At 32.3% G+C, this 25,091-nt stretch carries 18 protein-coding genes; 9 read left to right on the forward strand and 9 right to left on the reverse strand.

All coding sequences use genetic code 11. The features are described 5' to 3' along the window. Positions 1–15: 15 nt before the first annotated feature. Positions 16–2,271 (forward strand): glycoside hydrolase family 3 C-terminal domain-containing protein, encoded by a 2,256-nt coding sequence (locus ACN0WI_RS14415; protein ID WP_417887743.1) that lies wholly within the window; start codon positions 16–18, stop codon positions 2,269–2,271. A 261-nt stretch (positions 2,272–2,532) separates the two neighbouring features. Continuing rightward, positions 2,533–3,180: a hypothetical protein gene (locus tag ACN0WI_RS14420; protein ID WP_417887744.1), complete on the forward strand. Its 648-nt coding sequence runs from the start codon at positions 2,533–2,535 to the stop codon at positions 3,178–3,180. Positions 3,181–3,496: 316 nt separating this feature from the next. On the opposite strand, the gene ACN0WI_RS14425 is transcribed toward ACN0WI_RS14420, so the two are convergent. The 5 genes from ACN0WI_RS14425 to ACN0WI_RS14445 form a co-directional block, all read right to left on the reverse strand. Continuing rightward, positions 3,497–5,503 (reverse strand): glycoside hydrolase family 9 protein, encoded by a 2,007-nt coding sequence (locus tag ACN0WI_RS14425; RefSeq protein ID WP_417887745.1) that lies wholly within the window; start codon positions 5,501–5,503, stop codon positions 3,497–3,499. A 144-nt stretch (positions 5,504–5,647) separates the two neighbouring features. Then, positions 5,648–5,968, reverse strand: a complete 321-nt coding sequence (locus tag ACN0WI_RS14430) for a hypothetical protein (protein WP_417887746.1) — start codon at positions 5,966–5,968, stop codon at positions 5,648–5,650. A 333-nt stretch (positions 5,969–6,301) separates the two neighbouring features. Then, positions 6,302–6,631 (reverse strand): hypothetical protein, encoded by a 330-nt coding sequence (locus ACN0WI_RS14435; RefSeq protein ID WP_417887747.1) that lies wholly within the window; start codon positions 6,629–6,631, stop codon positions 6,302–6,304. Between the two features lie 92 nt (positions 6,632–6,723). Further along, positions 6,724–7,212, reverse strand: coding sequence for a hypothetical protein (locus tag ACN0WI_RS14440; RefSeq protein ID WP_417887748.1), 489 nt, complete (start codon positions 7,210–7,212; stop codon positions 6,724–6,726). Positions 7,213–7,336: 124 nt separating this feature from the next. Next, positions 7,337–8,458, reverse strand: a complete 1,122-nt coding sequence (locus ACN0WI_RS14445) for a YCF48-related protein (RefSeq protein WP_417887749.1) — start codon at positions 8,456–8,458, stop codon at positions 7,337–7,339. 173 nt (positions 8,459–8,631) lie between these two features. Here ACN0WI_RS14445 and ACN0WI_RS14450 point away from each other — a divergent pair, with 173 nt between their 5' ends. The 7 genes from ACN0WI_RS14450 (at position 8,632) to ACN0WI_RS14480 (ending at position 19,884) form a co-directional block, all read left to right on the forward strand. Next, complete coding sequence (locus ACN0WI_RS14450; RefSeq protein WP_417887750.1) at positions 8,632–9,102, forward strand: hypothetical protein; 471 nt, start codon at positions 8,632–8,634, stop codon at positions 9,100–9,102. Continuing rightward, the gene (locus tag ACN0WI_RS14455) at positions 9,099–9,299 is read left to right on the forward strand and encodes a helix-turn-helix transcriptional regulator (RefSeq protein WP_417887751.1); all 201 of its coding nucleotides are present in this window, start codon (positions 9,099–9,101) and stop codon (positions 9,297–9,299) included. Before ACN0WI_RS14450 ends, ACN0WI_RS14455 begins: the two co-directional genes overlap by 4 nt. A gap of 1,251 nt (positions 9,300–10,550) precedes the next feature. After that, the gene (locus tag ACN0WI_RS14460) at positions 10,551–12,878 is read left to right on the forward strand and encodes a TonB-dependent receptor (RefSeq protein ID WP_417887752.1); all 2,328 of its coding nucleotides are present in this window, start codon (positions 10,551–10,553) and stop codon (positions 12,876–12,878) included. A gap of 62 nt (positions 12,879–12,940) precedes the next feature. Next, positions 12,941–15,256 carry a glycoside hydrolase family 3 N-terminal domain-containing protein gene (locus tag ACN0WI_RS14465; RefSeq protein WP_417887753.1) on the forward strand — a complete coding sequence of 772 codons (2,316 nt, stop codon included), beginning with the start codon at positions 12,941–12,943 and terminating at the stop codon, positions 15,254–15,256. Positions 15,257–15,258: 2 nt separating this feature from the next. Further along, complete coding sequence (locus ACN0WI_RS14470; RefSeq protein WP_417887754.1) at positions 15,259–16,140, forward strand: alpha/beta hydrolase; 882 nt, start codon at positions 15,259–15,261, stop codon at positions 16,138–16,140. Between the two features lie 6 nt (positions 16,141–16,146). Further along, complete coding sequence (locus ACN0WI_RS14475) at positions 16,147–18,495, forward strand: beta-glucosidase family protein (protein WP_417887756.1); 2,349 nt, start codon at positions 16,147–16,149, stop codon at positions 18,493–18,495. Between the two features lie 201 nt (positions 18,496–18,696). Then, a complete protein-coding gene (locus ACN0WI_RS14480) occupies positions 18,697–19,884 on the forward strand; it encodes a DUF4861 family protein (protein WP_417887757.1) in 1,188 nt (395 codons plus the stop codon). 40 nt (positions 19,885–19,924) lie between these two features. On the opposite strand, the gene ACN0WI_RS14485 is transcribed toward ACN0WI_RS14480, so the two are convergent. From ACN0WI_RS14485 to ACN0WI_RS14500, 4 genes are read right to left on the reverse strand one after another with little or no spacing between them, the layout of a single operon-like run. Continuing rightward, entirely contained in the window at positions 19,925–21,313 is a 1,389-nt protein-coding gene (locus ACN0WI_RS14485; protein ID WP_417887758.1) for a TolC family protein, read from the reverse strand. 12 nt (positions 21,314–21,325) lie between these two features. Then, on the reverse strand, positions 21,326–22,705 hold the full coding sequence (locus ACN0WI_RS14490) for an HlyD family secretion protein (RefSeq protein ID WP_417887759.1): 1,380 nt from the start codon (positions 22,703–22,705) through the stop codon (positions 21,326–21,328). Between the two features lie 10 nt (positions 22,706–22,715). Further along, on the reverse strand, positions 22,716–24,320 hold the full coding sequence (locus ACN0WI_RS14495) for an ABC transporter transmembrane domain-containing protein (RefSeq protein ID WP_417887760.1): 1,605 nt from the start codon (positions 24,318–24,320) through the stop codon (positions 22,716–22,718). A gap of 4 nt (positions 24,321–24,324) precedes the next feature. Further along, positions 24,325–25,002, reverse strand: coding sequence for a TetR/AcrR family transcriptional regulator (locus ACN0WI_RS14500; protein ID WP_417887761.1), 678 nt, complete (start codon positions 25,000–25,002; stop codon positions 24,325–24,327). Positions 25,003–25,091 lie beyond the last annotated feature (89 nt).

Below are 25,091 nucleotides of genomic sequence, written 5' to 3' on the forward strand. Positions count from 1 at the left end.
ACAAATTCAGTTTTTATGAAATATAAATTTTTATATACCGCTTTAGCGTTGCCATTATTATTTGGTAGTTGCAAAGGTGACCAATCAAATGATACGGGAGCTGATCAAAAATCAGCAGCCAATAAGGAAGAAATCTATAAAGGTATTCCGGTTACTCAAAAGTATAATGAGAAGATAGATAGTCTTGTTGCACAAATGACTTTGGAAGAAAAAACGGGAATGCTACATGGTAATAGTATGTTTACTACTGCCGGAGTAGAACGTTTAGGTATTCCTGAATTAAAAATGGCTGATGGACCATTAGGAGTACGAGAAGAAATCTCTAGAGACTCTTGGGCGCCACTAGGTATAGATGATGATTATGCAACTTATTATCCAGCAGGATCTGGTGTTTCTGCTACTTGGAATCCTGAATTAGCTTATACTTTCGGAAATAGTGTAGGGCAAGAAGCCAGAGCTAGAGATAAAGATGTATTACTTTCTCCAGCAATTAATATCATTAGAACACCACTAGGTGGTAGGACGTACGAGTATTTTACAGAAGATCCGTTTTTGAATAAAAAATTAGCGGTTCCTTTTATCGTAGGTCTTCAAGAAAACGATGTGGCAGCTTGTGTAAAGCATTTTGCAGCAAATAATCAAGAAACACATCGAGACTATGTTAATGTGAAAATTGCAGAGCGACCATTACGTGAGATTTATTTACCTGCATTTAAAGCTGCTGTACAAGAAGCAAATGCTTACAGTATGATGGGAGCTTACAATAAATTTAGAGGTGAATATTTATGTGAGAATGATTATATGTTAAATCAAGTACTTCGAGATGAATGGGGGTTTGAAGGAATTGTAATTTCAGATTGGGCAGCCGTTCATAGTTCGGTTAAATCGCTAGAAAGTGGATTAGATATCGAAATGGGTACGCCCAAGCCTTTCAACGAATTCTTTTTAGGAGATAAATTAATTGAAGCTGCTAAAGCAGGTAAAATTTCTGAAGAAGAAATAGATAAGCACGTTAAACGTTCATTACGTATACTTTATTCAGTGAATAGTATGGGCGATACTACTGCTCAGAAAAAAGGGAGTTTGGCTACAGAAGCTCATTTTAAAGATGCTTATAAGATTGCTTCAGAATCTGTAGTATTATTAAAAAATGATGAATCTTTATTGCCTTTAAAAACTGATGAATTAAAAAGCATAGCCATTATTGGTAATAATGCTACTAAGAAAAATGCATTAGGAGGTTTTGGTGCTGGTGTTAAAACAAAACGCGAAGTAACTCCATTAGAAGGAATGAAAAATAAACTTCCTTCTTCTGTGAAAATTAATTATGCTGAAGGTTATTTAGAACGCTATTCTAAAACCGAAAAAGCAAAATTAGGTGATGTTACCTTAAGTGGCCCGGTAACTATAAACGAACTTGATCAAGATAAATTAAAAGAAGCTGTAGAGGCTGCAAAAAAATCGGATATAGCAATAATTTTTGCAGGTTCTAACCGTGATTACGAAACAGAAGCTTCCGACCGTGCCAATTTAGATTTACCATTCGGACAACAAAAATTGATCGAAGAAGTAATGAAAGTGAATCCTAAAACCATTGTGGTTATGATTGCGGGAGCACCTTTCGATATTCAAGAGATCAATAAAAAAGCTTCAACCTTAGTTTGGAGTTGGTTTAATGGTTCTGAAGGAGGAAATGCTTTGGCTGATGTGTTAGTTGGTAATGTAAACCCTTCCGGTAAATTACCTTGGACAATGCCTAAATCTTTAAAAGATTCTCCTGCTCATGCAACCAATAGTTTTCCTGGAGATCAGGAAGTATCTTATGAAGAAGGTATTTTAGTAGGTTACCGATGGTTTGATACTAAAAACATAGCGCCACTTTATCCATTCGGTTATGGAATTTCATATACAGATTTTGAATTTTCAGAAGTTAAAGCTGATAAAGATTCTTATGGATTAAATGATACGATACAAATAATTACTACTGTAAAAAATACCGGTGATATGGATGGTAAAGAAGTAGTACAAGTGTATGTTTCTAAACCAGAATCTAAAGTGGAACGTGCAGCAAAAGAGTTAAAAGGATTCAAAAAACCTGAAATCGCTGCTGGTTCTTCAAAAACAGTAACTGTTCAGGTTCCTGTAAAAGAACTTGCTTATTATGATGTAACTTCTAAAAGCTGGAAAGTAGAACCAGGAAAATATACTTTTAAAGTAGGAAATTCTTCTAGAAATATTAAAGGAGAAGTTAGTATTACTATTTCAGAATAAAATAATATAGTATTCGTAGTGAAATAATTATCATTTCAAAACGATTTTTATTATCATGAACTAAAAAGCAAAAGCACCTTAAAATAAGGTGCTTTTGCTTTTTATGAAAAATTAATTATTAATCTTATAAGATCTTATGTGTTACGTTAATTCTTTTATTTAATGATAGAATTAAAAAATTAGCAATTATTTACAAAAATATTGTATTTTCTACAAGAGATTTTCTTGGGTTTCTAAAGTAATTTTGAAAAAAACTTAGCCATGAAACCGAAAGATGCCATAAATAAAATTAGCACTAAATATCGCCTCAGTAATGAGGAATTAAAAGCACTTTATAATTTAGAAAGTTGTGAGATAAAAGGAATTGCTTTTACAACGGAAGGTGGTTTTTGTAATGAAGGCAATTTTTTCTTAGAAGAAAATCCAAATCTAGGAAAAATCAGAATTCAGTATTATAATTATAAATCCGAAAGAGATCAATATCTAATTTTAAATAAAAATGTTGATTTGACTATTAAAATAAATGGATTATATCGAGAAGTAAACAAATTAGCTTGCTTTTATAAGCAATTAGAATCTGAAGCTAAAAAACTTTATTTTAAACATACATTTGCTGATGCTTTTAAGCGTAAAAAAGATTTTTTGGTCGGTCTTAAAGCAATGTTTAATATAACGGAGTCTTCAAAAGAATCTAAAAATGGTTTACAGTGTTCTCAATATAGAATGGTAGGGTGCACAGCTATTTTGGAGTGTTGTACCGAATACGAACAAAACTTAAAAACAGCCTACCAATCTATTTTAACAGAAATTGAAGAAGAAGGAACTCAAAATTTATTAAAATCCCATTTAAGTTATGTAATTGCCGATTTACAAAATTTACGAATAATCCAAAAAAATATTCAATTATGAGAATATAAGATAATTATTAAATGGCTAAAAGCCGCCATTTATAAACGTTTTTTTTGTTAAAGGCAAGTTCTTCCTACAATGAAAAACTCTAGTTTAGATTTAATGTATTATTTGAGTTATATATTTCTTAAACTCGATTTGCCGTATTAGCTGTTTCAATTCAATTTGCCTAAACTATATATCATATCCATTTTGGTTGTTTCTCGAGCATATTTTTTTTATCAGTTGAATTTTTATTACTAAGCGTTTATGCAAAATTATCTCTATACCAAATGAGATATAGAATTAATATTCCATAGAAAATAGTTTACATAAATTATTGATTTTTATTTAGCAAATGCTTAGCTGCAATTACAAGCAATAAATAATCAGTAGTGCCACCGCCCAAAACGTATTCGGTTTGTTGCCATAAGTACGGCCATTCTAAAAGTTCAGGAAAGTCCGGCCTAATTAATGCTGTTCCGGAAGCTATACCACCCGGAACATACGAACGTTCTCCTCTTGTTGGTCCATAAGCTTGCGTTACCGATCGGGTACCAACGCCCGATACAAATGAGGAGGTGTTAACTCCTGGATGTGTCCCTAAAACAAAGTTTAGTGCATTTAGAATATATTCTTTTGGGAAATATTGAGGAAATGCAGTGTGCAAAAAATATTGTTTCATCCCAAAGTTCTGGATACCCCAACCAGCACCCCAGATATTTGGTTCATAGGGAACTCCGTATGGTGTTTTTGTGCCTTCTTTTTTTACCTGGACAGCATAGAATTCAGCTTGTTTAGAAAGAAAATTTTTGAATTTTTCATCTGGAATTTCATCAATAATAGATGCTATAATCCATCCAATAGCCTGAAAATTATTTTGAATAAATTCTTGTTGCTGAATTAAATATACTAAATATTTAGAATTTTTAGTAGTATTAAATAATTCCGTTGCAAGTTCAATTCTACCTAAAGAAGGTTTTTTACTATATTTTTTCCATTCCTTTTCCGAAATGCTTAATGCCGCATTTGCCAAAGTATCATTATAATCTTTTAAAACTCGAACTGAAGTAGCTAAAGCGGCAGCAGCTTGAAGAGCTCGTTCAGGATTCTCTTCAGTAAAAACCCATCGGTCGTCTGAAGCACCTTGTTGCCCTATAGGAATATCGGCAACTGAATCGTTGTAAACTATATTATCGCTATGGTTTACAGCATCTCCCAATAAAACATATTGTCTTTTGGTAGGAACTATAATGCCTCGATAAAACTGATCTAAAGAATTATATCCGCCAATTATCGATAATAAACCATGTTCAATTTGTTGTAAAATATCTGGTTTCCCGTCTGGGGTAAGTAATTCTACAGTTTTTGAATGTTGATTGATAAGCGTATTATCATAGTCAATTTTAAATAATTCATAAATACGGGAAAGTCCTTGTACCGTTTCGGCTTGCGATTCTATCCGTAAATCGTAATCTCCGGCATCGTGCCAACCTCCTTGATTGAGCTGAGGTACATGTTCTCCTGATTTAAAATGTGTTAAGGAACTTGTGCCTTGAAGGTACCCATCAAAATGATTCGTATTTATAGGAGCCATTCGAGCATCATCTAAGTGGCAGCGCCCATGCCAAACTTTGTACCGATCGTTAACACGCATATGGCACATTTGTTCTGGTAAGAAATATTCTAAAGTAGGTTGCCAAACATTTCTGTCGAATATTTTTTGACTGATCTGAAAAGGATTGGTGTTGAAGTTTCGATATTTTAATTGATAAATTCCTTCTTCTTTTACATTAGAAAAGTCATATTGATAATAGATATACCGTAAAAAACTGCCCCATTTTTTAGGTAATTTTTTTTCGACAAGTGTATGGCTTCCATCCGGATTTATTTTTTCAAGAATAATAGGTTGAATACTATCTTTTGGATCGGTTTCAATTACTGCAATTTTTTCTTGATTTGGATGATAGCCAACTTGCGATATTTGAACTATAGGATCGTACTTATAATTAGGCAAGGCTTGGGGTGTTACCAACCACTCGATGGCATTTTTTGTTTTATTTGCTGGCACTAAGGAACGTACAATAAACCACCCATTGTTATGAAGCTCCCTTCCATCTAGCAATTCTAAATTTGATGTTCCTAGATTCTCGATGGTTATATGTTGTTCTGAAGTTTCAGGAGCAATATTGAGCTTTTTTCCACTAGCTAGAGGTTGGAGGTGAGAAATACCTTCTTCCGAAATTTTTCCGGGACCGTTGGCTTGGCGATTAAACGTGCCAAATTCCTCATCTAAATAATAGGTTTTTCCGAAGAGAATACCGGGAAATAGCTCAATATTCATTCCTACTTTACCAACCCATTCTTCTGGTAAAGGTTCATCTAAATCGACACTTATTATAAAAGATTTACCTTTTGGTTTAATGTTTAGGTGATAAGAGAATTGAAGATCCGGATACTCAATAGGGTTAAAACCAATCTCATTCTTTCAAGAATCAGGATATTGCATGTGTACGCTAATGGTTTGGGTGTTCCAATCTACTTTTCGGACACCAACTTTTGGAACCGGTTGCCATTGTCCGGGAGTAGGCTGCAAACGTAAATCTCCGTTTGTGGCAATGCGAATGCCATTTTGAATAATACCTACACCGCCCTGATGGCTTTCTGGATAAAAATCGTGAGCTAACATTACATTTACACCATTTCGCTCTAAATATTCTTGATTATTGATAGCGAAATTAGAATCTGGAGATTGGCTAAAACAATTTATGAAAAAGCCTATACAAAAGCTATAAAGTAAAAATTTCATAATCTTAATTTATATTAGAATTAGCAGGATGCCTAATTGTACTTATAATACTATTTTATGAAAGTACTACAGGGGTTTTTTAGAAGATAATAATTATATAAAAAATATAATATCTTTATTTTGCTAAATTTATAATTATGACTATTGGATGCATTTGTGTATTGCTATTATACCGCTAATACGTAAATATAACAAGAATTTAAAATGACTGTTAAACAAGCGTTACTATAAAAATGGTATCCGTTGGCTGTTGATAAAGAAGATTGTGGTTTTATACTGAAATTATTCATAAATAAAAAAAGCTATATCCTTTGGTTAGTGGATATAGCTTTTTTATAATTTTAAAACTAGTTTATTCTTTCCGTCTTTCTCTAAGCTAATTAATCCTTTGCTTTTGGCTCTAGAATCATAAGGCGTAAGTTGCCCATTGCTTAAAAACTTGATTTTATCATATTCTGGGCGAATAAGTTTACCGGTTTTTGGAACGTAAAACCCATATTTTTCATTGGCTGTTAGTTTAAAAATAGGTTCAGTTTTATTCTCGGCAGTTTTCATTTCAGTCATGATAATCTCATCATAACTATTAGGTAATACTTCTTTATTCTCCTGATTAAGCACGCCAACTTTACGGTTTTTTCTACTAATAAAATAATGACCTTGCACGCGTAATTGTCTCTTATAACTTGACGGAATTATAACATTGCCTATCTATAATTCCAAATTTTCATACTTTTTTACATTAAAATAGCGGAGAGCTAGTATTTGAACGCGATCATTAAGTTGCCCCAGGAATTGGCATAGGTTGTTTTTCCCTCTTTTTCTATTTTTAAATAGCGATCATAGAGCAATGGTATTGTATCATATTCCGGTTGCAATACCCATTCAGCTGAATCATTCAGCATTCCATAGTTTCCTACAATGCGCATTAGTTTTTTCTCATTCTTGTATAAGCTTAGCATTCCGTTATTCGTAGGAGAAACGCTGTCTAATGGCTGAAATTCGTGTATCAAATTTTCAAACACGCGTTTTCCATTGGTTTTGATAAAAAAGGTACTACTGTCTTCTTCTACTCGTGCTATACCTTGAAAAAAACGAGAGCTTTTATCGAATGCTACTGTATCGGTAAAAGTTTTAGAATTTTCTGTAGTATGTTGAGATAAGCTTTTAGAGCCATTGCAGGAGTTAAAAAGCGAAATTGAGATTATAAATAGGATGCTATAAATATAGATTGAAGGTGTTTTCATTTTTTATTCTTTCAGTATTAACGAAAAAAAATCTTTTTTCAAAATTCAAAAAGTGTTACTGTAAGGACTATAATTTAATTTATTTAGTTGTATTTGATTAGCTATAATGCCAATTTTTGTTTGATTACAGTGAGGTTTTGTATAATTTATCGCGATCTAAGACAAACAATTTATTTTTTAAAATAAAAAGTCCGTAAGCATCTCCTGTAAAAGTTTTCTCTTTTTTTAAGAGGAAAGGGCTTATGTTTTCTTCTTGATCTACTGAGAAAACAAAAGTAATATATTTATGATTTTGAAAACTTTCAGCGGTAGTAAGCAGTAGTTGATTGTTTTTTGTGTATTCTAGGTTAGAGATGTTTGCATCAGGTCCCAAAACAGAAGTATCTATTTTGTGCCAAGTTTTTCCTCCATCTTTTGTTTTCAGGAGTAAACTTTGTAATCCTGAAATATAACCTTCTTTTTTATTTTTAAATGCTATAGAATTTAAAGATTCACCTTGTTTTCCGCTACGTAATAACAACCAGTTATTTCCTCCATTTTCACTCTGGTATACATTTCCTTTAAAGGTGATTATTAGGATGGTATTATCTGGTAAAATAAATAGATCGCTTAATGAATTATCATCTTTTTTCAATCCATTTAAAGGATTTAATTGCCAATTTTTTCCGCCATTAGTGGTTTTAAGTAAAATGGGGTTTCCACTATTATCGCCAATAATGAAGCCCAAACCTGATTCCGAAAATTTAATTTTATAAAATTTAGGATAGCGTAACCCGTAATTGTTTTTACTTAAGCTACTTACGTCAAAAACTTCCCATTCCTTATCTAAATTTTTATTTCTAAAAATAAAACGAGAAGCACCCACTACAAAAAATTGATTATTATAAATAGTAGTACAATAAAAAGCATTGGCAAAACCTGAGAATGAAAAACTCTTCCAATGCTGCCCTCCATCTTGTGTAGAACTTATTCGTAATCTGGTTCCGCCAACAATAATTCCTGTTTTTTCGTTTTTAAAACTAACGCTATTGTAAAAATGAAAACCAGTATTTTCTACAGAATGCAAAACCTTTACTGTTTTTCCGGTTACTTTATTTTGAAAATGTTCTTGATCAGTAAAGTTTACTGTATTGGTGTCTATTTCAATTTCAGGAAAGTCACTTACTGGTTTGTAGTGTGTTTGAGAATTACATTTTATAAAACAAACACAACAAAATAGTAAGGATACAATTTTAAAATTATTCATTTTTAAGTTTTTTGTTTATCACTTTTATTCAATATCTATTCCATTTAAAATCAACGAACATATTAATTAATGATAGCTATTTTATAGATCAAATATAAAGTTTAATTAATTTTGATTATTTTAAAATGTAAAATATATTTGACTAATTGTAAAGCAAAATTATCAATTTAATTATGGAAAAATCAAAATTGGTTATCTTAGTGATAATGTTCACAATTATTATGTTAGCATTATTTACTTCTAAAAAAAATCCTAAAAATCTATATGAGGTTAAACGAAAATTGAGGTTACTTCCTTTTTGGGCAAAGTATCTAGGTATTGTAATTTCTATTTTAGCACTTATTATTCATTTAGTAGATAAATTCTTTGTTTTAAGTTCATTTTGGCAATTTATTTTAACAGTAGGATTATTAATTATAGGACTTTCAGAAGAAAAAAACGAAGATGAAATGATTATGTCTTTACGGTTGAATGCTATATTTATAGCATTTTTTGGAGGAGTTATTGTACATATTTTATATGTTTTACTAGATATTTTTTTAGGAGGAACTGCAGCATATTTTAGTTCTATGTATGTTACAAACTTTATTATTATTTTATATCTTATAAATTTTTATAGCACAAAAAAAAGAATAAATGAATGAAGAATTCATTAAAAATTGAACGAGCTATTTTAAACTTAACACAGGAAGATTTGGCTAAAAAGATAAATGTTTCTAGGCAAACGATTAATTCGATAGAAAATAATAAATATATACCTTCTACTGTTCTAGCATTAAAATTGTCAAATGTTTTTGATAAACCGGTAAACGAATTTTTTCAATTAGAAGAAAGTGAATAAGCTTATATAAAATAGTAGTGTAGGTGAAAAGTATTGCTGAAAAACAAATCGAATTTTTACTTCAATTCTTATACTCAATTTATAAATTTTAATAAGTTTTTACTTGGAATAATGGTCTTGCCGTAAAAGTTAAAAATAGACTCTTTTTTTGTTTAAAATTAGAATTATAAAATATCAGTAACAATTTATAGTTCAGGAATTCAAGATACATCCACAATGTAATTTAAAATAGGACACCAAAAAGTATGGGGAAAACTGAAATAAATTCAGTTGATAGTTGACGACATACAATTATAAAAGCAGTTACTTTTTATTGAAGCTCCTAATGTAACAGCAGAAATTTAATATTAAAACACCGCTCCCTATTACAAATAAATAAACGGCATATTTTTCAGGGATAATATCACAAATACTTATTATCGCACCAATATATGTCAATAAAAAGCATATTATAAATGCCCAATGTAATTTAGTGGTTATTAATTTCATGGTTAGGTAGATTGGTTAAGCTATTTTAAAAATAAACTATAACTACTTATAAATCAATTATTAATTTATATTATTTTGATTGGATTAAAATAATTTTGATATGTGTTATAATTCTACTCTATAAATAAAAATTCACAGCATTAATAAAGTTTGTATATCAAAATTCCTAGAGTTACTATTTTTTAATTGATACGAATTTATTTTATAAAAAGATAGACTATCGTACTAATAACTTGTAGTTTCAGATTGCTTTGAATTATTGTTATGTGAAAATATCCCTTTTAAAATGCGTATATGGTAAAAAAAGCTATATAAAATTTTAAATTTTTATTGTTTCTTTTTTAAACATTAAAAAAAAGTTGTACTATTGTTTCCATATTAAGCAATAAGACATTTTTACGAAAACCTTGTAAATTATAATAAAATGAAAAGATTTCTACTTCTAGTTTTATGTTTGCCGGCTCTATTTTCTTCCCACGAAAAGAAATCAAATATGTTTTGGGGTAATTGCGAAGATATATCTTCATTTGTTGCAGTATTTGGCAATAATTTAATTTACAATCAATTTTTAGAACTATTATATCCTATTGAATATGAATGATTATTGAAAAGTAAGAATCGAGCGATGTCAATGCGCCATAAATTATTGTCAGATATATAAATTTTAAAACCAAAAACTAAACACAGTATTTCTCATTTTAACCAACATTGAAATGAGATTTTTTTAAATCAATTTTTAAAAGTTTCAAAATGAAGCATTATATGAACAAAAATTTTACTAAAAGAAGCTTAAGCTTATTCTTCGCAGGGTTTTCTTTATTTGTTTCGCAATCGATTTTTGCGCAAGAGGATAAGGATAAAAATTTAAGCACTCAAGATTCCATTGCATTACAGCAAGAATTGAAAGGAGACAAAGAAGTAGAAGGAAAGAAAAATGGAGGCGATCGAAATGTGATGTTAAATGCATCTAGTAATTCAGGCCCTAGAGATGTTAATATTGGTTTACCAGGAAGTGTGGGAGGTATAACTATTCTCGAAAACGATTTACCTGTGGTTTATTTCTTTTGGCCAGAATTACCTAATAAAACGTGGAGACAAAGTGTAAGTCTTCAAAAAACTGGTCTGTTAAAGATGGATCAATTAGCCAGTACAATGGGAGATTTAGGTTTTGCTGTTAATTCGTATACACAAACCGGTACTGAAGATTTTCATATAAAAGGAAAACTATCAGGAAGTCATTTTGGTTGGTTTCAAGGTGATGTAAATGTATCAGGACCTATTTCTGATAATGGTTGGTCGTATACTTTAGGGGCATTTGTGAATTTTGATCCAAGTACCTACGATTTAGGCTATAACAATTATGCCGATCAAACTAAAATATTTAGAGCAGGGCTAACTAAGCGTTTTAAAGAAGGTAAAGGAGAATTTAATATTTCTTATAAATATGCAGATTCTTATACTACTACTAACTATGCGGTTATAGAATATGGGCCAAATGGAGAAGCTAACGAAATTGACGATTTTAGAATTGGACGTGATTCTTATACCGTGAGAGATGGAAGAATTCGTTTTAAGGATATAGATGGTGGTGATTATTATTGGGCATCAATGGATGGTAAAGAAAATACCAATAAATCTCAAAATTTAGATATTTTTGGTAATTACCTAATGGATAATGGATGGAATTTTAAATACTCTACACGTTTACATTTAGCAAAGGCTTCTTTATTGAATAGTATTCCTTTAAGTATACTTAGTAATGATAAAGATAAGAATGATCCAAAATATAAAGAGTTTAGATATCCATCTACTGGAGAATTATATGAAGGACCGGTAGGAACTCAATTAGGGATGAATAGTCCGGAAATATCTACAACAGCAATTATGGGAAGATTTTCTATAAATAAAAAAATAGATAATCACAATTTAACTTTTGGAGTTTTAGAGCAATATTATCATATAGATAATTATTTATCTAATCGTTCTCTTTTCTTTCAAACCGTAGAAAATCAACCACAACGGTTAATTGGTTATGGCAAAGATGAAGAGAATCAATCTTTAGTGCAAATTACAGATGAATATGGTTTTTATGGATATAACGGGGGCGCAGAGTTCCATACAGGAACTGAAAATAAATTGGCAGTATATGGTAGTGACGATTGGAAAGTAAATGATCGTTTAAATTTAAGTTATGGTTTATTCTTGAGGCATCAATATATAAATGGAGAATATTCATTGACCCCTAGGAGTCAGGGTTTTACTATTCAAGATGCAGAAAAAGATCCTATTGATAAAAATTGGTTTCATATAGCAGGGAAATTAAATGCAACTTATAATTTGACTAAAAAATTCGGACTTTTGGCTAATTTTCAATATACCGAAGAAAATGGTAGGTTAGAAAGTTATTCTGCAGCAGCAGTTCCAAATACTAAAACTAGTAAAAGTCCATTAGGTGCCTTTGGAGTATTTTATAATGAAAATTGGATTAGCTTAGTATCTCAGGTTACCTATTTAACTAAAAATAACTATTTAAAGCGTTTCAATTTAGTAAATCCCAAAAATGATACTGAGCAACAACAAACGCCTACGAATTACGATATCGAAACTTTAGGGTGGACTACAGATGTTGTACTAACTCCATTTAAAGGTTTCAGTTTTCATGGTTTGCTAACATTGCAAGATCCACAATATAAAAATTTTACTTTTAATGCATTTGGAGAAGACGTAGATGATAGTGGTAAAACCGTATTAGAAATTTCTAAAGTTTTAATTGAATTGGATCCTAGTTATACCTATAAAGATTGGAGAGTTTGGGCAAGTTTTAGATATTTTAGTGAACAATACGCCAATATAAATAACGCGCTGACCTTCGCACCTAGATGGGAGAATTTTGGAGGTGTAAATTACAAATTAAATGATCATTTAAATTTTGGTCTTACGCTGGTTAACTTCTTAAACCAAGTAGGTGCTAAAGGAACTATTAATGGAACTGAGTTAGTTAAAGATCCAGAAGAGTATTACGGAAGATTGTTAACTGCTTCGTACATCCGTCCGTTTACTGCACAACTTTCAGTAAGCTTTAATTTTTAGAAATCAACAAGACTAAAAGCATTCAATTTTGAATGCTTTTGGTTTTTTGTAAAATCATAGTTATGAAAACAAAAACTTTCTTGTTACTAAGTTTAGCTTTAGGGATCCAAATAGGATTTTCACAAGAAGCTAAGGATATAAAAACCCTCACCAGTAAATCAGGAACCGTTTTAGGCTACAGTAAAAATTCTGGAGTTAAAATCATTAAAGACAATGGAGAATCTTTTAAAGATTTAAATAAGAATGGAAAATTAGATTCTTATGAAGATTGGCGGCTTCCTGTAGAAAAGCGGGCTAAAGATCTGGCGTCTAAAATGTCTGTTGAACAAATTGCCGGTTTAATGTTATACAGTAAACATCAATCTATTCCGGCTGGTGAAATTGGTTTTGGAGCAGGAACCTATAACGGAAAGCCTTTTTCTGAAAGCGGAGCGAAAGCTTCAGCAATTTCAGATCAGCAAAAGCAATTTTTAAAAGACGATAATTTACGCCACGTTTTACTTACTGCTGTTAAATCGCCGGAAGTTGCCGCCAAATGGAACAATAATGTACAGGCCTATGTAGAAAGCTTAGGTTTGGGAATTCCCGCAAATAACAGTTCAGATCCACGAAATACAGCTACAGTTACTTCAGAATTTAATGCCGGGGCAGGAGGGACGATCTCCCTATGGCCTGATGGCTTAGCTATGGGAGCGACCTTTGATCCAGAGTTGGTAAGACAATTTGGAGAGATAGCCGCTAAAGAATATCGTGCTTTAGGGATTACTACCGCACTTTCACCGCAAATAGATTTAGGAACCGAGCCACGCTGGTATCGTATCGCTTATGTATTTAGCGAATCGCCAGAACTGGTAAAAGCGATGGGGAAAGCCTATGTTGAAGGATTTCAGACTTCAGGTAAAAATACTGAAATCAACAGTGGTTGGGGATATGAAAGTGTAAATGCAATGGTTAAACACTGGCCGGGTGGTGGTCCGGAAGAAGGAGGTCGTGATGCTCACTGGGCCATGGGAAAATTTGCAGTTTATCCGGGAGATAATTTTAAAGACCATTTAAAACCTTTTACCGAAGGTGCTTTTAAATTGGATGGAGGTACTCAAAAAGCAGCTGCCGTAATGCCTTACTATACGATTAGTTTTGATCGGGATGATATTTATAACGAGAATGTAGGGAATGGTTTTAGTAAATATATGATTACTGAACTGCTTCGCGACAAATACGGGTACGACGGTGTGGTGTGTACCGATTGGCTAATCACTGCCGATGAAGGGAAAACTCCGGGAACTTTTGCCGGAAAACCTTGGGGAACTGAAGCACTTAGTGTGGCTGAACGTCATTATAAAGTACTAAAAGCAGGAGTAGACCAATTTGGTGGAAATAACGAAAAAGGTCCGGTTTTAGAAGCTTACCAAATGGGCGTTAAAGAATTTGGTGAAGACTATATGCGTAAGCGCTTTGAACGTTCTGCGGTACGTTTACTGAAGAATATCTTTAGAACCGGATTATTTGAAAATCCATATTTAGAGATCCAAGAAACCAAAGAAATCGTTGGTAATGTAGAATTTATGCAGGCTGGTTACGAAGCGCAGGTGAAATCTGTCGTAATGCTAAAAAATAAAGATCAGGTATTGCCGATTAAAGAAAAGAAAACCGTTTACATCCCTAAAATTTATACGCCAATTTCAACCGATTGGTGGGGTATTCCTACGCCGGCAACATTTGATTATCCGGTAGATTTAGAATTGATCAAAAAGTATTACAAGGTCACAGATAATCCAAAAGAGGCAGATTTTGCACTGGTTTTTGTGAGAAATCCACAAACTAAAGAAGCCGGTTATAGCGAAGTAGATCGTAAAGAAGGTAGTAATGGTTACGTGCCTATTTCTCTTCAATATGAAACCTATACCGCAACAACCGCCAGAGAAAAAAGTATTGCTGCCGGAGATCCTGTGGTAGATCCAGAAATTACCAATCGTTCCTACAAAGGAAAATCGTCTACCTCTTCAAACATCATGGATTTAAGAACGATTGAAGATACCAAAATGTTGATGGGTGATAAACCGGTTATTGTTTCGGTAACAGCAAATAAACCGATGATTTTTAGTGAATTTGAATCTCAGGTAGAAGGAATTGTTCTCAACTTTGGGATTTCAACCCAAGCAGTAATGGATATTGTTTCGGGAAAACAAGAACCTTCAGGATTATTGCCTTTACAAATGCCAGCCAATATGGAAACGGTAGAAGCACAACAAGAAGATGTGCCTTTCGATATGATTCCGTATCAAGATTCAGAAGGCAATACATATGATTTCGGTTTCGGTTTAGACTGGAATGGCGTCATAAAAGATAAAAGAACTTTAAAATTTAAAAAACAATAAAAATGAAAACTAAAATTATAGCTTTCTTGGGATTGTTATTGGCTGTTTTTCAGTTGTCTGCCCAAGATGAGGTGATCAAACTTTACGATGGAAAAGCGCCCGGTTCTGAAGATTGGAATTGGGAAGAAGCACAAAAATTTTCCGATTTATTTAAAACTGAAGTGGTGTATAATGTCACCGATCCTTCGTTATTGGTTTTTAAACCAGAAACTCCAAACGGAACAGCAATTATAATCGCTCCTGGCGGAGGTTTTCAAACCTTATCAATCAATCGGGAAGGTATCGATCTAGCTAAAGAATTAGCTTCAAAAGGGGTAACTGCGTTTGTATTAAAATATCGTTTAGTGCATTCTAAAACAGATTCTCCTGCAAAAGAATTAATGGAAAGTTTAAAAGATCGCGCTGATTTTGATGCGAAAAGAGTTAAAATCAAAAAATTGGCAGGGCAAGATATGCAAGCTGCTTTAAAGTATGTAAGAGATAATGCAGCTCAATTTAATATAGCTAAGGATAAAGTGGGAGTGATTGGATTTTCTGCCGGAGCTACTGTAGCTTTAGAAAGTGTGCTTAGAAGTGCAAGTAAAGCAACACTTCCTAATTTCGCAGCTTCACTTTATGGAGGACCTAGCGACGATTTAATGGCTCAGGATATTCCCAAAGAAATTCCATTATTTATAGCTGCCGCCAGCGACGATCAGTTAAAACTAGCTCCAAAAAGTATAGCTCTTTATAATAAATGGCTAGCAGCCGGATATCCGGTAGAATTGCATATGTATGCCAAAGGCGGTCACGGGTTTGGAATGGGAACTCAAAATTTACCGGTAGATTCTTGGTATAAGCGATATGAAGATTGGTTAACTCAATATAAATACCTCAATAAATAATAGCATATGAAAATGAACAAACTAAAGCTTTTAGCTTTTGTAGTATTAGGCTCTTTACAGCTGGCAAATGCTCAAAAAGCACCTCAATTAGGAAAAGCTGCTGTAGATAAAGTAATCCAGGCAATGACGCCAGAAGAAAAGGTAGAATTATTAGTGGGACCTGGGATGCCTGGTTATGCAGGTTTGGTACCTCTAGAGGGAGAGCCTGATGTACGTGTTTTAGGGCAAGCCGGAGGAAATGAAGAAGTGAAGCGTTTAGGAATTCCTAAGACTGTTTTTGCTGATGGTCCTGCCGGACTAAGAATTCAGCCAAAAAGAAAAAATAATCCTAATACCTATTATGCCACTGCATTTCCTGTAGGAACTGCTTTAGCCTCTTCTTGGAATACCGATTTAATTGAAGAAGTGGGAAAAGCCATGGGAGAAGAAGTAAAAGAGTATGGTGTAGATGTATTATTGGCTCCTGCGTTAAACATTCATAGAAACCCCTTAAACGGAAGAAACTTTGAATATTATTCTGAAGATCCTTTGGTTTCCGGTAAAATAGCTTCTGCTTATATCAAAGGAATCCAGTCACACGATGTAGGTACTTCCGTAAAACATTTTGCAGCAAATAATCAAGAAACTAATCGTTTATCGGTTAATGCCCATATTAGCGAGCGTGCGATGAGGGAAATTTACTTACGTGGTTTCGAAATTGCCATAAAAGAAGCCAATCCGTGGACAGTGATGACTGCTTATAATAAAATTGATGGTACGTATGCTTCCGCCAATGAAGATTTATTAATCAAGGTGTTAAGAGATGAATGGGGCTATAAAGGAATGGTGATGACCGATTGGTTTGGCGGCTATCCGGGTTTCGCTGCTATTAATGAGAAAGGTAATGTAAGTGATGTTATAGCGCAAATGGAAGCCGGTAACGATTTGTTGATGCCGGGAACACAAGCCCAAAAAGAAGCTTTACTAAAAGCTATTAAAGAAGGTAAGGTAGATGAGGCGGCTATAGATAGAAACCTGCGTCATATTTTAAATTATATTTTAAAAACGCCAACGGTAGAAAACTATAAGTATAGCGATAATCCAGACTTAAAAGCACACGCTGAAGTAACGCGTAATGCCGCTACTGAAGGAATGGTGTTGTTGAAAAATGAAGAAAAAACTTTGCCTTATACCAATAAATCAGGTACCGTTGCTCTTTTTGGAAATACTTCCTACGATTTTATTGCTGGAGGAACTGGAAGTGGTGATGTAAACGAAGCCTATACCGTTTCGTTATTGGAAGGATTAAAAAATGCTGGGTATAGCATCGATCAGGATTTAGAAAAAACCTACGTTCCTTTTGTAAAAGCAGCTACCGAAAAGGAAATGAAACGTCGTGCAGCAGAAGGGTTATTGGCCGCTGTACAACGTATTCCAGAGATGCCGCTGGCAAAAGAAATGGTAACTGAAAAAGCAGCATCTTCTGAAGTTGCCGTAATTACCATAGGTAGAAATGCCGGTGAGCAACACGATAGAAAAATAAACAATGATTTCTATTTAGGTCAGGATGAAATAAAAATGATCAATACCGTTAGTGATGCCTTTCATGCTGAAGGTAAAAAAGTGATTGTGATTTTAAATATTGGTGGCGTTATTGAAACCGCCAGCTGGAAAGATAAAGTTGATGCCGTTTTATTAGCTTGGCAACCTGGGCAAGAAGGAGGAAATTCTGTTGCCGATGTAATTTCTGGGGTTAAAAATCCTTCCGGAAAATTAACAATGACTTTTCCAATGGATTATAACAACGAGCCTTCTGCAGCTAACTTCCCAGGAGTTCCTGCTAACGATCCTAAAGAGGTATTTTACAAAGAAGGCATTTATGTTGGTTATCGTTATTTCAATACTTTTAATGTAAAACCCTCTTATGAATTTGGTTTTGGTGATTCGTATACCACGTTTGAGTATTCAGATATAGCATTCAGCAATAACAATTTTAAAGATGAGATCAAAGTTTCAGTAAAAGTTACCAATACGGGAAATATTGCTGGGAAAGAAGTAGTTCAGGTATATGTTTCTGCGCCTTCAAAAATGCTTGATAAACCTTCAGAAGAATTACGAGCTTTTGGAAAAACTAAATTGCTCCAACCCGGAAAATCTCAGAAGTTAACATTCACTTTAAAGGCAAAAGATTTAGCTTCTTTTGTAGATGCTAAAAGTGCCTGGATTGCTGAAAAAGGAATCTATACCGTAAAAATTGGAGCCTCTTCTTTAGACATTAAAACCGCTAAAAATTTCAATTTATCTAACGACATCACCGTAGAGAAAGTTAATAATACTTTTGATCTTGATGTAGATATGGAAACCCTGAAGAATTAGTTCTTTTAAGATCATAACTAAAAAAGCCTTATCTTCTGATAAGGCTTTTTTTATGTTTTGAAATTTTTAAATCGAATTATTCAATTTTACATTATTTTACAAGTGTTTATTTTCTAATAATTTATAAATCGTAATTTTTTTATCGTTATTAAAATTGGTAATTTAATAGATGACCAAAACATCAACCAAAATTATCAAATTATGAAAATAAAATATTTTCTACTTTCAATGTTAAGTGTTTCTTTGTTAGTGGGTTGTCAGCGAAAACAAAAAGATTTCACTAAAACGATTACGGTAAAAAATAAGTTAGGTTTTAATCGAGAAGAGGTAGTAAGTATTTCTAAACAAAAGCTTACTAAATTTTTAAAAAATAATAATCCAGAATATTTACACATCAAGAGAGTAGGAGATTCTTCATTTTTGAGAAAACAGTGGATTGATAATGATCTTGATGGTAATAACGATGCGTTTCTTTTTTTAGCAGAAGTCAGCGCAAATTCAACAGTTCAATATGAATTAGTTTTAGATAGCACCGTTACAGAACCTGAAAGTGATGTTGTTGCTTATTCACGTTTTGTTCCAGAAAGAACAGATGATTATACTTGGGAGAACGATAAAGTAGCTTTTAGAACGTATGGACCTAAAGGTCAAGAGGGATTTTTAAAAGGTGTATCAGGTAGTACTATGTCTAGCGGAATTGATCTTTGGCTTAAGCGTACCTCAAAATCAATAATTAATGATTGGTATGAAGGATATCAAAAAGATCCTCGTTATTATCATGTAGATCGGGGAGAAGGTTACGATCCCTATCATGTAGGGAATAGTAGAGGAACAGGTGGAATTGGCGTTTGGGAGAACGATAGTTTGTATGTTTCAAGAAATTTTACCAGTTATAAAACAATTGCTTATGGTCCACTTCGTACTGTTTTTGAATTAAGTTATGCACCATGGTCGCCTTATAATGTGAATGAAACAAAACGCATTACGTTAGATTTAAGAAGCAATTTTTCGAAGTTTGAGTTAACACTTTCTGCGGATGATTCAATACCTAATTATGCAATTGGAATTAGTTTACATGAAAACAAAGGAGTATATGCTATTTATGAAGATGAAGGTTGGCTTAGACATTGGGAAAAAATTGATGGAACTCTTGTGGGGGAAGGTATCGTAATGAATCCAGAAGAGATAGATTCTGCTTTTGCTAGAAAAACAGAAGTTTCAGATCAAAGTAATTTATTAGTTATTGCTAAGCCAACTCAAAAACTAACTTATTATGCTGGTTTTGCTTGGGTAAAAGCAGGAAATATAACTACTGTAGAGGGTTGGGATAAAAAGTTAAAACAAAAAGCGAAAGAATTGCAAAATCCACTAGAGATAAGTTTTGAATAAGAACAAGAAATTAAAAAAAGGTAGTTTAAACTACCTTTTTTTAATTAATTCGTAGTGATTCGTACAACTTGGTAATAGCTGTATTTAGCTCATTAGCTATTTTATTCTTTTTCAGAATAGCATCAATAAGTTTATTTTCTCTTGTATTTATATAGAAGATTGAACTTTCACCAACTTCAAATAAACGTTTTTCTGCAGCAACCATTACTTCACTATCACTAACAATATCATTAGTAATTTGCAATTGCTCTTGTAAACTAAAAATCTCTTGTTCGGTGGCTTTTACTTTATTCGTTAATTTCCAGCGGCTTTGTTTAATTTTATATTCTGCCTGATCTCTTTTCGCCTTTGCTAATTTTAAATCTCCACGTTCTTTTCTTAAAAATAATGGGAGTTTAACTTTTAAACCAGCTTTATAATTGTCGGTAGAAATATAATTAGTTTCATCGATTTCTGGAGATAAGAAATTGTACTCTAAATTAATAGTCGGTAATAAATTATTCTGTTTTAATTTAACATCGAGATTATACGAATCTAGATCGTATCCTAAAGAGCGTAATTTCGGGTGATTCGTAAGATCATTAGCATTGCCTAATAATTGTTCAATTTCTAATACATCTTTAAAATTAATAACATCGGCCATTGGCTGTAAACGATCTTCTAGTTCTAACGGAATATTATCAATCCATAAATAGTTGCTAAGTTTTAATTTTGCTTTTTGAAGTTTTAATTCAGCTTGTTTTAACTCTAATTCTCTTTTTCTAACTGTAATTTTTGTTTCGACGGTATCTATTGCCGGAGTTTCTCCTAAACGACTAGATTTTGCTACACCTTCATATCGGATCTTAGCATTTTCTAAAAACTCCTCAATTACTGTTTTATTCTGAAAATAATATAGCCAATCTGCATAAGTTTGTGCAGCTTCAGCTATTATACTAGCTACCATAATATCACGCTGTACCAGTGTTTTCTTTTGAAGAATTTTAGCTTGGCGCAGTGCATTCATTCTATCGTTATATAATAATCCTTTTGCTAAGGATATACTAACTCCGGCACTCCAAATACCATTTTCGGGAGTTGTATGCTCAGGATTTAAATAATAGCCTTCGTTTTGTTCGTAACCAGCTTTTAGATCTATACCGTACCATGTAGGGATTTTAAAACTTCCTTTCCATAAGGAATAGTATTCAGTTTCCTTAAAGTTTTTCTCTTTCATGCTCCCAGTCAATGTAGGATCAAAAGCACCTCTAGATTTTAATAATTTGGCTTCTGCAGCAGTAATTTCTAAATCTGCCTGAGCAACAATAGGATGGTATTTTTTTACCATGGCTAGAAATTCTTCTAAAGAAAAAACTTCTTCAGTTTCTTGAGCATAACTGGTATTAAATACTCCTATAAATGTTATAATAACAATTGCGATTTTTTTCATAAAGGGTGATAATTATTTCGCTTTACTTTTCGCTTTTGTATTTACTTTAGATTGGGTTGTGTTTTCCCCACTTTTGTAAAAGTTAGGCGGGAATCCATTCAATTTTCGCCATAGTTCATACCAAATAGGAACATCATCTAATAAGGCAATTGTTCTTGCACCGGAGCCTACGCGTAATGCCTCTGGCCATTCATGATTGTCTTTTATATCTGGAGCTAGTAAAATTCGATATTTACCATTTGGGCTAATAAAGTTTTCTATAGCTACAATTTTACCTCCATAAGTCCCATAAGTAGCATTAGGCCAACCGCTAAATACAATTGCAGGCCAACCATCAAATTGAACTTGAACGTGATCTCCAATGTTTAATAATGGAAGATCTATAGGATTCACAAAAGTTTCTACAGCAATTTCAAAATCGGAAGGCATAATAGTTACCAATTTTTGGCCGGCTTTAAAAGTTTCACCTATTCCATTTATTATTGCTCTGTTTATATATCCATTTTGAGGTGCTTTTATATAAAGCATTCCTTCTCTTATTGAATAATTGGATAATGAATTCTCCAATTTTGAAACTTCGGAAATAGCATTAAATTTTGATGAATTAGAGGTGGAAATTTCTCCTTCTAATTTACTAATCTTATCATCATAAGAAGCTTCAATTCTATTAATTTCCATTTCTGCATTTAAAACTTCGTTTTGGCTAGTTAATAATTTATTTTCTTGGCTTATTAATTTAGCTTGGGTTTCTTGAAGTTTAGATTCTTTAGTTTCTAGATCTAATCTAGATTTTAGCCCATCTTCGTATAAATTTAAAGTACGGTTGTATTGACGTTTAGCAATTTTTAAATTTATTTTTGAGGCTTCTAATGTAATACTATCACTAACCGTTTTAAGGTTTGCTTGTTTTAATTTATTTCTAGTCTGTTTTAATTTTAAAACACGCTCTTTTTTTACGGCAATTAATTGATTTCTAATTGAATTTATTTTTTCGTTATACGAGCTTACTGAACTTGTTTTTGATTCTAATTGTTCATTAGTACGTTCTACTAACTTCGGATCGAAATATTCACTTTTAATTTCTGTAATATGTAAAAGTGTATCTCCTTTTTTAACATAGTCTCCTTCTTGAATATACCATTTTTCTATTTTACCAGGAATAGGGGATTGTATGGTTTGTGGGCGCTGATTTGGTTTTAAGGTTGTAACATAACCGTTACTTGTTATACTTTGCGTCCAGGGTAAAAATAAAAGTACTATAAGAGATATAGATGTCCCTAGTAGGATTTTAGAAAGTAATCGATGATGTTCTCTTTTTTTGATAAGAGAAAATGCACTGAAATCAGTAAAATCTTCTTTATAGTTGGGATCGGATTTTGGAAAATTTAGCATTCTTTTCAGTTTACGATTTAGTTAAACTCAATGTTTCAAATGGCCCTGTTAATGGAGATTGGCTGCCTAAAAACAAACAAATGTTATTATCATTTACATAGTTAAGAAGCGCTTCTTTATCATTTTTAGTAGTTATAAAGCCTTCTTCTATCATTAAAATATGGGGTTTTTTTAATAAAGCACGTAGTAAACATATTTTCCGAATACTATTATCACTTAATTTTTTATAGCCCGGAAAAATATAAGTGCTTAGTGTATTAGGTAGAGCTTGGATTTCTTCTAGAATATTAAATTTCTGAGCTAATTCATAAACTGTATTTTGATCCATTTTAGGATTACTTAGGCTGATGTTTTCCCAAACGGTACCTTCAAAAACTTGATCTGAATTTAAAACTAAAGCAATTTTATTTCGATATTCATCTAAATTGATGTTGCTTATTTCTTCATGATTAAAAAATATTTTTCCTTTTTTCGTGCGTTTCATTCCAGACATATATTGGAAAAGGCTATTGGTAACCACTTGGTTGGTAACTACATTAATAGCCATATTTCTTGTAACAATTATATCTTTTGCTTTGTAATTCCAGATTTTTAAATCTTCAATACGTAGTGGAAATAGTTGAGCAGTATGTCCATTCCCGTTAGATTTTCTATCTAATTTTTGATCGCTTACTTCGCTTATTTTTTCAACAGCAGTAACTACATCGTAAATAGTTTCAAGACTAAAACCTATTTTTTCTACAGAGTTAATTACCATTACAATAATAATTTCTGCAGCAACAAATTGTCCAATGTTCATCTGTTGGTTTAAAACCAGCAAACCACCAATAAGTAATAAACCTAATGTTACAATTACTTTAAAGAGAACCATTTGTTTAAATTGGTTCTTAACAATTCCAAAATGGGATTGTCTTTCCTTTAAGTAACTTTCTACTAATTCATTATTTTTATTTTGCTCATATTCATCCGGATAAATTTTAAATATTTTAAAATTTGCAGCTACTTGTTGTATCCAAAAAGCGATATGATATTTCTTTTTAGACTCTAAAATACTACTGTTAACCGCTTTAGTTAGAGTAAATTTAAATATGATATACATTAAAATAACTAGAGCTATACCAAATGCTATAAAAAATGCATGGTATAAGGATAGTAAGATAAGTCCAAAAAATATTTGAATAACAGCTGCCGGAAAGTCTAGCAATAGTTTTTGTAATCCTTTTTGAAGTGTAAGAACATCAAAAAACCGATTCGCTAATTCTGGAGGATACCGCTTTTCTAGTTCCCTAACTCTAATTTTTGGAATTTTATGAACGAATTCGAAAGAAGCTCTAGCAAATATTTTTTCTTGTATATTTTCTACAATATCTAATTGTAAAACCTGTAGGGCTCCAACAAAGCCAACACCAATGGTTACTAATACGGTAAGTAAAATCCAAGAGGTTGAAACTTGAGCTCCTTGAAGCATATTTATAATGGCTTGTATACCAAGCGGGAGTGTTAGACTGATAAGTCCCGTAAAGAGTGCATAATAAAGCACTTGGAGAATGTCTTTTTTCTCCAATTTCAATACATCAAGAAGTTTCTTCCAAGGGGAGATGTTTTGTTTTGTCATGGGGTTATTGAATAGTTTTGAATACTAATTGTTGAAAAAAATCGGTTACAAAATTTTCGGATTTTGAATTTTCGTCTGATAGCTCACTGAAATGCTGACCTAAATAATGATGCTGAAGTGATCCATGTAAAATATTAGTAGATAATGTTTTTGGAAATTCATATTCTGGTTTAACGGCAGCTATAAGTCGGCTTAAACGGTTAGTTAGACGTTCGTAAATTTCGAAATAACCATTTTTGTTTTCTGTATCTATATCTTTTGTTTGGAAAACTTTAGAATATTCTTGAATAACAATAAAATGAAGCTCTTCTTCATTAATAAATCCAAAGGTTTCATCTTTTTTAGGCTTCTCAGTAACGGCAATTATAGCTCTACGTAAAACCTCTTCTTTATCCTCTATATTATTAGTTTTAAAAACCAACTTATATTCTATCCAACCCCAATACCAAGAGATCAAATATAACAATAGCTTGTGTTTGTTTTCAAAATATCTATAAATAGAACTTTCATTAGAAGCAATATGGTCGGCTAATTTTTTAAAAGTAAAGCCTTCTAAACCTTGTTTTTGAATTAAAGAAATAGCGTTCTCTAAAATTCGACGCCCTAATTTTGAACTTTGGGGATCCTTAATAAAAATATTTTCAGGTATAGATAATCTAAAATTAGAATGGAATGAATTCATTTCAATATAAAAAATATTACACACAAATATAAAAGTAATACTTTTAATTCATAAAAAAATATCTAAATTATTATATTAAATAAATATTT

Origin of the sequence: Zunongwangia sp., assembly GCF_048269745.1 — a bacterium.
Taxonomy (GTDB): domain Bacteria; phylum Bacteroidota; class Bacteroidia; order Flavobacteriales; family Flavobacteriaceae; genus Zunongwangia.